General features: G+C 59.9%; 11 protein-coding genes, 1 other RNA gene and 1 pseudogene. 4 read left to right on the top strand and 9 right to left on the bottom strand.

The window, feature by feature from the left end; translation table 11 throughout:
* The first annotated feature begins 99 nt into the window (after positions 1-99).
* Complete coding sequence (locus tag KW840_RS07550; protein ID WP_218494863.1) at positions 100-1,473, top strand: DUF1329 domain-containing protein; 1,374 nt, start codon at positions 100-102, stop codon at positions 1,471-1,473.
* A gap of 161 nt (positions 1,474-1,634) precedes the next feature.
* Here the strand turns inward: KW840_RS07550 and KW840_RS28935 are convergent, their stop codons facing one another.
* Complete coding sequence (locus tag KW840_RS28935) at positions 1,635-2,498, bottom strand: methyl-accepting chemotaxis protein (RefSeq protein ID WP_371318451.1); 864 nt, start codon at positions 2,496-2,498, stop codon at positions 1,635-1,637.
* 42 nt (positions 2,499-2,540) lie between these two features.
* Positions 2,541-3,554 (bottom strand): annotated as a pseudogene (locus tag KW840_RS28940) (methyl-accepting chemotaxis protein); the annotation flags it as partial.
* Positions 3,555-3,811: 257 nt separating this feature from the next.
* Between KW840_RS28940 and KW840_RS07560 the strand changes: the two are divergent.
* From KW840_RS07560 to KW840_RS07570, 3 genes are all read left to right on the top strand, one after another.
* Entirely contained in the window at positions 3,812-4,483 is a 672-nt protein-coding gene (locus KW840_RS07560; RefSeq protein WP_218494867.1) for a histidine phosphatase family protein, read from the top strand.
* A 31-nt stretch (positions 4,484-4,514) separates the two neighbouring features.
* Complete coding sequence (locus tag KW840_RS07565) at positions 4,515-5,342, top strand: phosphatase PAP2 family protein (protein WP_218494869.1); 828 nt, start codon at positions 4,515-4,517, stop codon at positions 5,340-5,342.
* A 513-nt stretch (positions 5,343-5,855) separates the two neighbouring features.
* Entirely contained in the window at positions 5,856-6,119 is a 264-nt protein-coding gene (locus KW840_RS07570; RefSeq protein WP_008047515.1) for a hypothetical protein, read from the top strand.
* A 96-nt stretch (positions 6,120-6,215) separates the two neighbouring features.
* Here KW840_RS07570 and ssrA read toward each other — a convergent pair.
* The 7 genes from ssrA to KW840_RS07605 all read right to left on the bottom strand — a co-directional run bounded on the left by ssrA (position 6,216) and on the right by KW840_RS07605 (position 13,537).
* Positions 6,216-6,612: a transfer-messenger RNA gene (ssrA, locus tag KW840_RS07575) on the bottom strand.
* Positions 6,613-6,706: 94 nt separating this feature from the next.
* Positions 6,707-6,985 carry a hypothetical protein gene (locus KW840_RS07580; RefSeq protein ID WP_218494871.1) on the bottom strand — a complete coding sequence of 93 codons (279 nt, stop codon included), beginning with the start codon at positions 6,983-6,985 and terminating at the stop codon, positions 6,707-6,709.
* Between the two features lie 333 nt (positions 6,986-7,318).
* The gene (locus tag KW840_RS07585; RefSeq protein WP_218494874.1) at positions 7,319-7,591 is read right to left on the bottom strand and encodes a hypothetical protein; all 273 of its coding nucleotides are present in this window, start codon (positions 7,589-7,591) and stop codon (positions 7,319-7,321) included.
* 192 nt (positions 7,592-7,783) lie between these two features.
* Positions 7,784-10,594 (bottom strand): FAD-binding and (Fe-S)-binding domain-containing protein, encoded by a 2,811-nt coding sequence (locus KW840_RS07590; RefSeq protein ID WP_218494876.1) that lies wholly within the window; start codon positions 10,592-10,594, stop codon positions 7,784-7,786.
* The gene (locus KW840_RS07595; RefSeq protein ID WP_102669031.1) at positions 10,591-11,262 is read right to left on the bottom strand and encodes a lactate utilization protein; all 672 of its coding nucleotides are present in this window, start codon (positions 11,260-11,262) and stop codon (positions 10,591-10,593) included. Before KW840_RS07595 ends, KW840_RS07590 begins: the two co-directional genes overlap by 4 nt.
* The gene (locus tag KW840_RS07600) at positions 11,259-12,716 is read right to left on the bottom strand and encodes a LutB/LldF family L-lactate oxidation iron-sulfur protein (RefSeq protein ID WP_090453019.1); all 1,458 of its coding nucleotides are present in this window, start codon (positions 12,714-12,716) and stop codon (positions 11,259-11,261) included. Before KW840_RS07600 ends, KW840_RS07595 begins: the two co-directional genes overlap by 4 nt.
* Positions 12,713-13,537: a (Fe-S)-binding protein gene (locus KW840_RS07605; protein WP_057716491.1), complete on the bottom strand. Its 825-nt coding sequence runs from the start codon at positions 13,535-13,537 to the stop codon at positions 12,713-12,715. Before KW840_RS07605 ends, KW840_RS07600 begins: the two co-directional genes overlap by 4 nt.
* Positions 13,538-13,604 lie beyond the last annotated feature (67 nt).

The following is a 13,604-nucleotide window of genomic DNA, read 5'->3' on the forward strand; positions in this document are numbered from 1 at the left end:
CTCGCGAAATGGGCGGCACATTCAACGCAGATGTCGCCTGAAAAACCGCATTCGCGAGCAAGCTCGCTCCCACAGGTTTTTGTACTTCGGAGAACGATCATGTTTCACACTTCACAACTGACCAAGACCACGCTGGCGCTGCTCCTGAGCCTGGCCGCCGGCAACGCGCTGGCCGCGATCTCGCCCCAGCAGGCCGAGCAATTGAAGACCACGCTGACGCCGCTGGGGGCCGAGCGTGCCGGCAATGCGGCCGGGACCATTCCGGCCTGGAACGGCGGCATCACCCAGGCACCGGCGGGCTACAAGCCGGGCCAGCATCACCTGGACCCGTATGCGGCGGACAAGCCCCTGTTCACCATCACCAAGGCCAACCTTGAACAGTACAAGGCCCACCTCAGCCCAGGTCAGATCGCACTGTTCAACAGCTACCCCGACACCTTCCAGATGCCGGTCTATCCCTCTCGCCGCTCGGGCGCGGCGCCGCAGTGGCTGTATGACAACACCTTGAAAAACGCGACCTCGGCCAAGCTGCTCGATGGCGGCACCGGTTTTGACGATGCCTATGGCGGTGTGCCGTTCCCGGTGCCCAAGGATGGCATCGAGGTGCTGTGGAACCACATCACCCGTTATCGCGGCATCTATGTGGTCCGTCGTGCCTCCGAAGCGCCGGTACAACGCAACGGCAGCTTCGCGCTTGTGACCTCGCAGCAGGAGGGGCTCTTCAACTATTACCGCTCGGGCGGGCAGTTTGCCGACCTGAAAAACATGCTGTTTTACTACCTGGCGTTCGTGAAGAGCCCGGCCCGTCTGGCGGGCGGTGCGGCATTGGTTCACGAGACCCTGGACCAGCTCAAGGACCCACGTCAGGCCTGGGTCTACGACGCGGGCCAGCGCCGTGTGCGCCGGGCGCCGAACCTCGCGTATGACACCCCGATCGCCTCATCCGACGGCCTGCGCACGGCGGACGATACGGACCTGTTCAACGGCTCGCCAGACCGCTACGACTGGAAGCTCAAGGGCAAGCAAGAGGTCTACATTCCCTATAACAATTACAAAGTCGGCAGCCCTGAGGTGAAGTACGAGCAGTTGCTCACGCCGGGCCACCTCAACCCGCAATTCACCCGTTATGAGCTGCATCGGGTCTGGGTGGTCGAAGGCACGCTCAAGCCGGGCGCGCGGCATATCTATTCCAAGCGCGTGCTGTTTCTGGACGAGGACAGTTGGGGCGCCGCATTGGTGGATCAATATGACGGGCGTGGGGAGTTGTGGCGGGTGTCGATGGCCTACCTGAAAAACTTCTACGACCTGCCCACCACCTGGAGTGCGCTGGACGTATTCCATGACTTGCAGGCGCGTCGTTACTACGTGCAGAACCTGGATAACGAAGAGCCGGGCACAGTGGACTTTGCCCAACCGGTGCCCGAAGACGCGTACTTCATGCCGTCGGCATTGCGCCAGCGCGGTACGCGGTAAGCCGCGCAGCACACCCTTTCAGATGCGGTCTGTGAGAACGCAATCGCGAGCAAGCTCGCTCCCACAGGGTGTTGGGTCGTTCACAGAGTCTGTGTTCGACTCTCTACCTGTGGGAGCGGGCTTGCCCGCGAATGGGCCTTTCAATCACCGACGGTGTACGGTCAGACGCGGAAGTGGCTCACCATCTGCTGCAATTGACCACCCAGCCGCGCCAGCTCAACGCTGGACTTGGCGGTCTCATCGCTCGCCGCAGCGGTCTGCTCGGACACATCGCGCACGTTGATGATGCTGCGGCTGATCTCTTCGGCCACGGCACTTTGCTGTTCGGCAGCGGCGGCGATCTGCTGGTTCATCGACTGGATGTTGGACACCGTGCGGGTGATGTTCTCCAGTGACTCGCCGGCCTTGCGGGTGAGGGCCACGCTGCTGTCGGTGAGGACGCGGCTGTTGTTCATCACGGCGGACACTTGCTGCGTGCCGTTCTGCAGGCCGGCCACCAGGCCTTCGATTTCCTCGGTGGATTTCTGCGTGCGCTGGGCCAGGCCGCGGACCTCGTCGGCCACCACCGCAAAACCACGACCGGCTTCACCGGCACGGGCCGCTTCGATGGCGGCATTGAGTGCCAGCAGGTTGGTCTGTTCGGCGACGGCCTTGATCACGTCCATGACGCTGCCGATCTTGTCGCTTTCCTGTTGCAGCACACTCATGGCTTCGGTGGAGCGCACCACTTCGCTGGCCAGACGCTCGATCTGGGCGATGGCTTCGTTGACCACTTTGTCGCCTTCACGGGCTTCGCCGTCCGCCGCTGCAGCAGCTTGCGAGGCTTCTTCGGCGTTGCGCGCGACTTCCTGCACGGTGGCGGTCATCTCGTGCATGGCGGTAGCGACCTGATCGGTCTCGACTTTCTGGCTGTTGACCCCGGCACTGGTCTGCTCGGTCACGGCCGACAGCTCTTCGGCGGCGCTGGCGATCTGGGTCACGCCGTCGCGGATGCCGCTGATCAAGTCGCGCAGGGTTACGCCCATACGAGCGATGCCTTGTTGCAAGACGCCAAGTTCGTCGCGACGGGTGACCAGCACATTGTGGGACAGGTCACCGCTGGCGATGCGATCGACCACCGCCAGGGTGTCGCGCAATGGGCGAGTGATCTGGCGAGTGATGATCACGGCGGCAATGACGCCCACCAGCAGAGCCAGCAACGTGCTGATCAGTTGCAGGGTACGGGCCTGGGCACTTTCGGCATCACGGCGGTCAAGCTGGATCTGGTACAGCTGATCGCTCTGGGACACGATGGCGGCGCCCTGTTCGGTCATTTCCTTGCGCGCCTGCACCGCGTCATTGCTGGCGGCCTTGTAGGTCTGCAAGGCGCTGCGGTAGTTGCCCAGCGCGGTTTCCAGCTGACGCAAGGCGTCTTGTTGGGAGTCGGCGAAATGCACGTTCAGCGGTTTCAGGCTGGCGATGGCGGCGTCCAGTTGGCCGACGGCTTTTTGCTCGGTCTCGGCATTGGTACTGGCGGTGTAGCCGCGCACTTCGTAGCGGGCTAGCAGGAACGCTTCCTTGGCCGCGGTGATGGCCTGGAACTGTTCGAAGCGCTGGTCGCTCAACGGCATTTGCTGCACGCGGGTATTGATGTCATTGATCAGCGTGTTGGCGGTTTCGGCGCTGGCGCTCATGGCATCACGGGCGCTGTTGCCGGCGCGATAGGCGCTGCGCATCTTGCCCAGGGACGTCCTGTAGGCGTCGATGACGGCGCCTTGCTCTCGCAGCAGCTTGAGGTTTTCCGGGCTCTTGAACTTCGCCAGCAGGGCTTGCTGCTGGGCCGAGAAGGCGTCGAGGGTGGTCTGCACATTCTGCGCGGCGGTTTCGTCGCCGTTGGTCAGCATGTATTGCAGGCGAACCACGCGCAGCTTGGTCAGGCCGGCGTTGAGCTGGGTGATGTCGCTCATCCAGTTGCTGCGGTCGATCAACCCGCCCAGGCTGGTCCAGCCGGTCAGGGCCAGGACGCAGGTCAGTGCCAGGACCAGGCCAAACCCCAGGCCCAGTTTCAGGTTCACGCTGATGTTGCCGAACCAGCTGTTCATCTCATTCCTCCAGGAACTTGGTACTTCTTTATCGTCGGTTGGCTGGAAGATTGTTTTTTTTGGAAGCCGCCAAGCGGTGTAAGCAGGATGTATCGGCAGCAATCCCGGGAGCTGAAAGGTTTTTTCCACACGGTTCTGTAACAAGACTTTTACAGCGCCTTTAAGCTTTTTTTCACATGGGTTTCACCAGCCACCGACGCGGGTTTCCTTAACCTGCCCGTATCTGATGAGGTAGTGCTTGCTGGCGAGGCGGTGATGTGGAATTAAGACTGAGTTTTTTTGGGGTAAAACGCTCGATCGATCTGAACCGCTTCGCCCGTTATCGCAACGCTGCGGTGGTGTTGGTCTCGGCGTTGCTGGTGATCCCGTTGGTGCTGTTCTTGCTGCGACCTGCCGCCGTTGCGGACCTGGCTCACGGCAATGTGACCGGTGCACAGGCGTTGATGACCGGGTGGGCCAAGGGCGACCTGATCGTTCTGGTGCGCCACGTCGAGCGCTGCGATCACTCCACGGCGCCTTGCCTGGTTGGCAACGATGGCATTACCGAGCGCTCGCGCAGTGTCGCCATGGGTGTCGGTGCACACTTCCAGAGCCTGGGACTGGACAAGGCCGATATCTACAACAGCCCGATCCTGCGTACGGCGCAGACCGCCGGTTTCATGTTCAACAAGGTCGGCACGGGCGAAGACTGGCTGATCGGTTGCAGGGGCACCATGCTGCGCGACGCATTGGCGCACAAGGTGGCCGGACGTAACCTGATTCTGGTGACCCACAGCGAATGCATGGACCAACTGGAAAAAGACCTCCATTTGCCGACGTCGACCCTGGGTTACGGGGCTTCTTTGTTTATCTCCGCCGAAACGCCGCAGACTCCGCGCATGCTTGGCTTTATCGAAGCATCGGATTGGCCGACGGTGACGCCCCGTTGAATTTCACCATCCCTTCGAATCAGGACTGAGCATGCTGACCGCTTCCCGCTTTTACTGGGTGAATTTTGGTATTCCGCTGGCCTGCGCGGTCGCGGTGTTCCTGATGTTCGACATGACCGGCATCGACATCGCCTTCAACAATTACTTTTTTGATCCGGTGACGCAGACGTACCCGTTGGACCAGGTTCATCTGTTCGAAAAAATCACCCACAAATGGGCGCGGATCATTCCGAACTGGACCGGAGAAATAGCGATTATCGGTGCCTTGCTGTCGTTTCTCTGGCCGCACCTGAAGGCTGAAAAGCACTCGAAAATCATCGCCTTCCTGGAAAAAATCAAAGTCGCACCGGTGCTGCGCTTTGCCAATCGCCATCGATGCGACTTTCTCTACGTGGTGTTCGCGTTCGCCATCAGCACCGGGGTCATTCACTACCTCAAGGGCCACACCAGCGTGTATTGCCCGATCGAGACGACCCTGTACGGCGGCAAAATGGAGCACGTTGAGTGGTATGAAAATTTCGACCTGTTGAAAGTCGCCGGTGAGGGGCGCTGCTGGCCGGGAGGACATGCATCGGGCGGTTTCACCATGCTGGCGTTGTACTTTGTGGCTCGCCGTTATCGCTGGCGCTATTCGAAAGCGATCATGTACGGCTCGCTGACCCTCGGTTTCATCTATGGCACCACACGGGTATTGCAAGGGTGGCACTACATGTCCCACACCTTCTGGGCCGGGATCTTCGTATGGCTGGCGTGTTTACTGACGGCGCTGGCGTTCTACGGGCGAGCGAGGCTGGAACAGCCCGTGCACTCCAAAGCGCAACAACCGGTGGCGGCGACTCAGATCCAGGCTGCGAATTGAATTGGTGTTGAACCGCAAAACCCGCATCTCGAAAGGGGGGGCGGTTTTTATGTTGCTCGAGGAAACCTTCAGTGAGTCTCGAATTGCGAATTCGCAGACAAAAAAAAGCCCGCGGGAGGGCGGGCAAACCGTAGTTTCTTGAATGAGCGAGTGCAATGTACAGGCAGTAACGCAACCGTGGGGTGAAGAAAAATTCATCTGGATCAAAGCCTTGTACCAGAGCATGCGGCATAGCTACGGCAAATGATCCGCGGCAAAGTCTGCTTCCGACCGGTTTGTCTGTCAGGCATCGACTCGACGCCACTACCTGGAAACAAGGAGGTTCGGGCCGGTGCCCATATTGCAACCATGCACATAGCGGCATTGCGCGACTGTCCATGTGACCCTATCGTCAGATTTTACCTGCCACAAAGTGCTTTTGTGAGTTGTGGGCGTACGATGTAACTCACGTTTTCGCTGAAATCCTGGGGGAGCGAACGAAGCGACCGAGCGATGTTGAATTGGAGAAAAGTCATGATTCGCAAGCACTACTTGAAAGCCCTGGCGACGCTGCTCATCGCCGCTGGCGTGCAGTGGGTGACGCTACCCGTCTACGCGACCGAGCAGGGTGAACAGCGGCGTGAAGCTCGCGATACCAGGCAGGAAGGGCGATCCACTGCCCGGCAAACCAAGGATGAATGCAGAAAGGGCAATGACAAGAGCAACGTGGAATGTCGCCAGGACAAGCGCAGCACCAAGCAGGATACCCGTCGCACAGCTCGGGATATCAAGTACTGATCGTTGGTGTGGGTCCTGTTTCAGACGGTTGCAGGGCTAGCGATACAGCCAGAAACAACAAAGCCCGCACTGGGCGGGCTTCGTTGGTGTCTCAATTGGTGGAGCCGGGGGGATTTGAACCCCCGTCCGCCAGTACTCCGCTGTCGGTACTACATGCGTAGCCGTGTCTATTAAGTTAACCCTCAGCGACCCGACGGGCAGGGTGCTTTGGGCGAGTTGTGTAAGTTTTAGCCGCTTCGTCCACAACGTACTGCACGGCGATTCTGTTCTATATGACAATCACTTTGGGTTTACAGACATCCCCTGGTGATTGCTGGACCCGAAGGTACCAGAAGCTCAGGGCTAAGGCTGCTTACGCAGCGAGAGCGAATTCCTGGCCGTAGTTATCGTCATTGGCAACTATAAGTAGTTGCAACAGTGGATTTACGAGTTCTGTTACCAACTCGGCATGCACCTAAAGTTTCGCAACCGGCGTCGAATCCTAAACGGCCCCGAGCCTGATGCTCTGTGAATCAAGTGAGCAGCAGGCATATACAGTGTACGTCATCACGCCCCGGAAGGCCAACCTGAAGGTTGGCCACCACAGATCATGGGTTTGGTTGGGTGCTCTGTCTGTCAGCGAGCGCCAATGCCTGGGTGGCCTCGGTGACGCATTTTTTGTCGTCTCCGGAGGCTTGTGAGGCTTCGGCGCTGGACATCAGTCTTTTGATCTCCATCGTAGTGTTTGCGGAGTTCGCCGGCAGCGCATTCACTTTGCCTTTGAGCTCTTGCAGCTTGCTCGTACAGAGGTTGTTGTCCGCAGCAAATACAGGAGAGGCCAGCATGGTAGCAGCAATGAACAGGCCAGCGAGTGTGGTGCGTTTCATGGGTATCTCCTTGAGCTGATGGTCTCGGTGCTGTCGTATGAGTAGACGGCCAAGCCGAGCCCGAAAAGTCTGCCCGATCTGATGGGACCTACCTCAAAGACTACGATTCAACGCAAGAATTCGGTTTTCTCAGAAAATGTGTCGAGCTTCTGCAGCGATGCGGGCGGTTACACGTATCCAGCCCCCAGATGCAACAAAACCCGCAACTGGCGGGTTTTGGTTTGCTTCGTATCGGGCACGGCCGGGCTTTGAGCTCCCGGCTGCCAGTACTCCGTTGTTGATGTACGCCAACGCGGCCCGGGAGGCCAACCCGAAGGTTGGCCTTGAGCCGAGTTACTTGGCGCCTTTTTTCGAGTCGGTGACGGCCTTGATAATGTCGTTGGTCTCGGCGATGCAATCATCAATGCCTTCCTTGGTGCCTTTTGCCTGGTTGGCTTTGGCTTGCTCGACGGAGGCTTTTACCTGGTCAGTCATTTCCGGAGGAATCTGTGCCTTGCCGTTTTCGATGGTTTTCAGGTTGACCGCGCAAAGGTCTTCAGCGGCAAATGAAGTGGAAGCCAGCATGGAAGCAGTAACGAACAGACCTAACAGCACAGAACGATTCATGTGTTTCTCCTTGAACTGATGGCCAGGCATTGTTGGCCATCAAATCGGTCTACCGAGTGTTGGGAAAGTCCCGCATTGGCGGGACTTGATCAGTGGACTGCGGCGACACGTCAGGGTTCTGTTTTTCTGTGTTGATGCCCACAAGAAACGACTAGACAGGCGCCTGAATGCGCCTTTCTTGAGGCCTCGTCATCAGGTCACCCTGGCCTGGGTAACGCGGTCCACCAGATAGACTAGTCCGTGGTAGTCGATTCCGCCGTGTTGTGTCAGGCCAATCTCGCAGGTACGGCTGGTGGAAATCCCCTCGCTGCACTGCTGCACCGCATCCTTGAGCGTGCGCAGCGAATGGGCGTTCAGCTCCGGCGTGGTGAAGCCCTTGTCGCCGGCAAAGCCGCAGCAGTGAATACCTTCGGGAATGACCACGTTTTTGCTGCACTTGCGCGCCAGGTCGATCAACGCCTGGCTTTCCCCGAGGTGTTGGGTGCTGCAGGTTACGTGCACGGCGATTGGCGCCTCCTGAGGCGTGAAGTCCAGGCGATCCATCAGGTGTGTGCGGATGAAGCGCACCGGGTCGTACAGGTCCAGACGGACTTCCCCGAGGTCTTGAACCAGGCGCAAGGTGCAGGGGCTGGTGTCGCAGTAGATCGGGTCGAGCCCGCCACGGCTGGCGTGGAGCAGGGCGCCGATCAGTTCCTGTCGTTTGTGCTCGGCTTGCTCGGCGTAGCCTTTGGAGGCGAATGGCTGACCGCAGCACAGGTTGTCGAGGTTGTCCGGGAACACCACCTGGTAGCCGGCCTTTTCCAGCAGGCCTCGGGTCTTGTCGTGCAGCGACATTTGCTCCGTATCGCCCGCTGCCGGGCCCATGGCGCGGGATACGCAGGCCGCCAGATAGACCACGCGCGGGCGCGCGTCCGTCACCGTCGGGCTGAAGCGAATCGGCCGTTCAGGCTGGGGCATGGCGTTGGTCCATTGCGGGACCTGACCCTTGGACAAGCGCGTCAACGTCGCCGACAACTTCGCCAATCTCGGTGCCCCCAGCAACATCCGCGCACCATTGGCCACGTGCAGGGTGAAGCGTGCACCTTGCAGTGCCGTGGCGAAATGTCCTTCAAGCCAGTTAGCGGTTTTCGTATGCGTCGCCTTCCGGCTGCGCAGCTTTTTCACCAGCTCGCCGGTATTGATGCCTACAGGGCAACGTTGTGCGCACAGGCCGGTGGCGGCGCAGGTATCGATGCCTTGATAGTCGTAGGCGGCTTCGAGTTCGGACGTATCGATGCCCGCGCGTTTCTTCGCCTGAATGTCGCGCCAGATCACGATGCGCTGACGCGGGCTCAGGGTCAGGCCTTTTGACGGGCAGACCGGTTCGCAGAAGCCGCATTCGATGCACTTGTCCACAATCTCGTCAGCAGCGGGCAAGGGCTTGAGGTGCTTGAGGTGGATCTGTGGATCTTCGCTGAGCACCACGTCCGGGTTGAGAATGCCTTTGGGGTCGAGCAGTCGTTTGAGCTGCCACATCAACTGGTAGGCATCGCTGCCCCATTCCAGTTCAACGAACGGCGCCATGTTGCGTCCGGTGCCGTGTTCAGCTTTCAGCGAACCGCCGAACTCCACCGCCACCAGTTGCGCCACGTCGTCCATGAACGCCTGATAGCGTGCGACTTCTTCCGGGCTGTTGAAGCCTTGGGTGAAGACGAAGTGCAGATTGCCTTCCAGGGCGTGTCCGAAAAGGATCGCTTCGTCGTAGTGATGTTTGTCGAACAGCTCGATCAGGCGGTTGACGCCGATGGCCAGTTGTTCGACCGGGAAGGTGACGTCTTCGATGATCACCGTGGTGCCGGTCTTGCGCACGGCGCCGACGGCGGGGAAGGTGTCCTTGCGGATGGCCCAGAGCCGGGCGTTTTCTTGCGGGTCTTCGGTGAAGTCGACCTGCTTTTCTACCGGGAACGCCTTGAGCGACGCCATGATCTGCGCCAGTTGCTCGTGCAGCAAAGTGGACGACGCGGCGCGGGATTCGATCAGCAAGGCGCAGGCATTGTTCGACAGATGCTGTACGAAAACGGGCATGCCGGGTTTGTTCTGTACCGAGCGCAGGCTGCGCCGGTCCAGCAGTTCCACGGCCGACACTGGTTGGCTTTTCAACACGGTGACCGCATTGCAGCAGGTCTCGACATCCGGGAACACAATCAGGGCCGAGGCTTTATTCGGATGGTCGATCACCGTGTCGTAGGTCACGGCACTGATGAACCCGAGCGTGCCTTCGGAGCCCACTAGCAAGTGGCTCAAGATATCCACAGGCTCGTCGAAATCCACCAGGGCATTGAGCGACAGGCCGGTGGTATTTTTCAGACGGTATTTGTGGCGAATTTTCGCAGCCAGCTCGGCGTTTGCCCGGGTCTCGCGGCCCAGGATCGCCAAGCGCTCCAGCAGCGCGGCGTGGCTTTGGCGAAACGCCGTGACGCTGGCGGCATCCTCGGTGTCGAGACGACTGCCATCGGCCAGCACCAGACGAATGCCGGCCAGGGTGTGATAGGTGTTTTGCGCGGTGCCGCAGCACATGCCGCTGGCATTGTTGGCGACGATCCCGCCGATCTTGCAGGCATTGATCGAGGCCGGGTCCGGACCGATCTTGCGTCCGAACGGTGCCAGCCAGGCGTTGGCCTGTGCGCCGATCACCCCCGGTTGCAGGCGGATTTGCGTGCCTTGGCCGCGGATCTCGCGACCGTTCCAGTTATCCCCCAGCACGATCAGCACCGAGTCGCTGATGGCTTGTCCGGACAGACTGGTGCCGGCGGCGCGGAAAGTCACCGGCACCTGATCCCGTTGCGCCAGTTGCAGCAGTGCCACCACTTCGTCTTCGGACTCGACGCGGATCACCAGTTGCGGAATCAAACGATAGAAGCTGGCGTCGGTGCCGAAGGCCAGGGTCGACAGCGGGTCGTCGAAACGTCGCTCTTGGGGAATCAGTTGCTGTGCATCACGCAGGAAAGCGGCCGGTAGACTCATTGGTCCTCCAGGATCAGCACCACCAGGTCTTTCGGACCGTGGGCGCCGTACGCCAGCACTTGCTCGATGTCGGCGGTCTTCGACGGGCCGGACACCAGCAGTGCGTTAGTCGGCATGCCCTGGGCCCATTCGAATTCCTGTTGCACCTGATAGAAGTTGTCGCGAATTTCACTGGCCTTGAGCAGGGCGAAATGCACCGGTGGCGCCAGGCTCATCAGGCGCGGTTCTTCCCGGGTCGGCCAGAGAATAAGGCTACCCGTGGCAGCGATGGCGCCGAGGGTTCCAGTGATGCTCGCCGGGGTGTCGTTGAACAGCTCGGCTTTCCATTCTTCAACCGGGCGGTCGTAGGCTTTCAGCATTGGCAGGCCGGGATTATTCGCCCAGTGCTGCGTGATCCGTTGACCGTGGGGCGTTGTCGGTGCGATCAGCAGGCTTGGCAACTGGCGGTCCTGCAGCAACTGCGCGAGTAGCGTCGGCCACTCTTGGCCGGACGTCAGATGAATTTCCGTGTGCACCGCTTCCATCAATTTGCGCAGCTGCGCAATGCGCTGCTCTGGCGCGTAGGTGTAAGGCTGGGTCACCAGATCGACATCAAAGTTGTCGGCCACCGGCGTGGTACCTGTCAGGCTTTTACGCAGTTTGGCGAGGATATTTTGTTTGGCGCTCATCGGCGGTCTCCCTGTTTGGCCAAGTGCTCGCGGGCCATGTCATGCAATGAGCGGGCAGCGGGTTTTGGTGCGCTGTGGTTTTGCGTCCACGGGCCGACATTGCTCGGCGTAAGGGCGCGCAAACGGGTGGCAAAGAAACCGAACAGGCGATAGAGCGTCGGCGAACTGTTGAGCTTGGCCCAGGCGTTCCAGATGAACCGCTCCTTGCGCGAATACTTGCTGCCCTGGCCGCGCATCACTTGATGGGGGCTGTCCGGGGCCTTGACGTTTTCTTCCCGCAGGCGCCGCAGCAAAGCAGGGATCGGGATTTTCACCGGACACACTTCACCGCAGGCGCCGCACAGCGACGAGGCGCTCGGGTGATCCGGGACTTTCGCCAGGCCGACCATGTGCGGGGTGATGATTTTTCCGATAGGCCCGGGATAAACCTCCCCATAGGCATGACCGCCGATTCGGGTGTACACCGGGCAATGATTCATACAGGCGCCGCAGCGAATGCAGTTCAGGGTCTGGCGCAATTCGCTGTCGGCAAAGGCCTGGCTGCGGCCGTTATCGAGCAGTACGAGGTGCACTTCCTGTGGGCCGTCGAGTTCATGTTCCTTGCGCGGACCGGAGATCATGTTGACGTAGGTGGTGATCGGAATGCCCAAGGCTGAACGGGTCAGCAGCGACAGCAACGGCACCACATCACGCAGGTTTTCCACGACTTTTTCGATACCGGTGACGGCGATGTGCACGGGTGGCACCGTGGTGGTCATGCGACCGTTGCCTTCGTTTTCCACCAGCAGCAGGGTGCCGGTTTCGGCCACGGCGAAGTTGACACCGGAGACGCCGATGTCCGCTTCGAAGAATTTCTGCCGCAGGACTCTGCGACCGATCTGAATGAGTTGGTCTACGTCCTTGGTGTATTCCACGCCAAGTTTGTCGTGGAACAAGGACGCGACCTGACCGGCGTTCTTGTGGATTGCCGGCATGATTATGTGTGAAGGCTTCTCGTGGTCGAGCTGGACGATGTACTCGCCCATGTCCGATTCCAGGCATTCAATGCCCTGTTCAGCGAGGACATGGTTCATCTCCATCTCTTCGCTGACCATCGATTTGCCCTTGATCACTTGCCGCCCCTCGTGAGCGCGGATGATCGAGAGGACGATGCCATTGGCCTCGTCCACCGTTTCCGCCCAGTGCACTGTCACACCGTTGCGGGTCAGGTTCTGTTCCAGTTGCTCGAGCAGGTCGGGCAACTTGGAGAGCGCGCGGGCACGGATTGCATTGCCCAGTGCGCGCAAGTGTTCTCTTTCATGGGCATCGCTGAAAGCGGCTGCCCGTTTGGTCATCAGTGAATCCATCGCCTTGCGAAAGTTGCTTCGCAATTGCGGGTCACCCAGTGCGTTGTGAGCGCGGGTGCGGAAATCTTCTTCTACGGCAACCGTAGGAATAATCGTCGAGGTGCTCATTTCACACCTCCGGTTCGCTGCCAGAGGAAGCTGGCCAGATGCTGACCGCGCAACGCTTCCTGCTGTTTTTCCAGCGAGCCGTTGATGTTCATCAAACAGCCGCAGTCGGCACTCAATACCTTGTGCGCGCCGGACTCCTTCAGCGCCCGGGTCTTGTCAGCCACCATCGCGCCGGAAATGTCTGGCATACGGACGCTGAATGTCCCACCAAAGCCACAGCATTCACTTTCGTGATCGTGGTTGACCCGCTCCACATTGCTCAACTGCGCCAACAACTCGCGGCCGTGCAGGTGGGTGTTCATTTCACGGCGTGCCGAGCACGAGGTGTGCAGCGCCACTTTCACGGGCTCGCCGCCGTCCTTGAGCTGCACCTTGCAGACAAACAACAGGAACTCGGCCAGCTCGTAGGTTCTGGCCGCCAGGGCCTGGACCTGTTTCAACGTGTCCGGCTCGTCCTTGAACAAGTCGGCGTAATGTTCGCGCAGCATGCCCGCGCAAGAACCTGATGGCACCACCACCGGATAGTCGCCGGCAAACAGCGCCAGTTGCGAGCGCGCCACGGTCCGTGCCTGCTCGGTGTAACCCGAGGTGTAGGCTGGTTGGCCGCAGCAGCTTTGCCCTTGCGGGTACTCGACACGAATGCCTTCGCGCTCCAGCAGGTGGATCGCATCCATCCCGGCTTCCGGGTAGAACAAATCGACCACGCAGGTCCCGAACAGGTAGACCCGTGACGGTTTCTCGCTGGGGTACTGCCGAGGCTCGGGCAGTGGCGGGGCGACACGGGTCGCATTCGGCACGGCGTTGTAAAAAAGCTCGCTCATCAGGCGGTCTCCGGGTGGTCCCGGTTATTCGTCTGTTGAGGCTGCTGAATATAGAGCGGGTAGCTTT

The organism is Pseudomonas sp. PDM30, assembly GCF_019218985.1.
In the GTDB taxonomy this organism is placed as follows: domain Bacteria; phylum Pseudomonadota; class Gammaproteobacteria; order Pseudomonadales; family Pseudomonadaceae; genus Aquipseudomonas; species Aquipseudomonas jessenii.

Excerpts from the sequence above, each read along its gene's own strand:
- KW840_RS07580 (WP_218494871.1), bottom strand. The coding sequence starts at position 6,985 with ATGAAACGCACCACACTCGCTGGCCTGTTCATTGCTGCTACCATGCTG.
- KW840_RS07570 (WP_008047515.1), top strand. The coding sequence starts at position 5,856 with ATGATTCGCAAGCACTACTTGAAAGCCCTGGCGACGCTGCTCATCGCC.
- KW840_RS28935 (WP_371318451.1), bottom strand. The coding sequence starts at position 2,498 with ATGGGCGTAACCCTGCGCGACTTGATCAGCGGCATCCGCGACGGCGTG.
- KW840_RS07595 (WP_102669031.1), bottom strand. The coding sequence starts at position 11,262 with ATGAGCGCCAAACAAAATATCCTCGCCAAACTGCGTAAAAGCCTGACA.
- KW840_RS07600 (WP_090453019.1), bottom strand. The coding sequence starts at position 12,716 with ATGAGCACCTCGACGATTATTCCTACGGTTGCCGTAGAAGAAGATTTC.
- KW840_RS07605 (WP_057716491.1), bottom strand. The coding sequence starts at position 13,537 with ATGAGCGAGCTTTTTTACAACGCCGTGCCGAATGCGACCCGTGTCGCC.
- KW840_RS07565 (WP_218494869.1), top strand. The coding sequence starts at position 4,515 with ATGCTGACCGCTTCCCGCTTTTACTGGGTGAATTTTGGTATTCCGCTG.
- KW840_RS07550 (WP_218494863.1), top strand. The coding sequence starts at position 100 with ATGTTTCACACTTCACAACTGACCAAGACCACGCTGGCGCTGCTCCTG.
- KW840_RS07585 (WP_218494874.1), bottom strand. The coding sequence starts at position 7,591 with ATGAATCGTTCTGTGCTGTTAGGTCTGTTCGTTACTGCTTCCATGCTG.
- KW840_RS07590 (WP_218494876.1), bottom strand. The coding sequence starts at position 10,594 with ATGAGTCTACCGGCCGCTTTCCTGCGTGATGCACAGCAACTGATTCCC.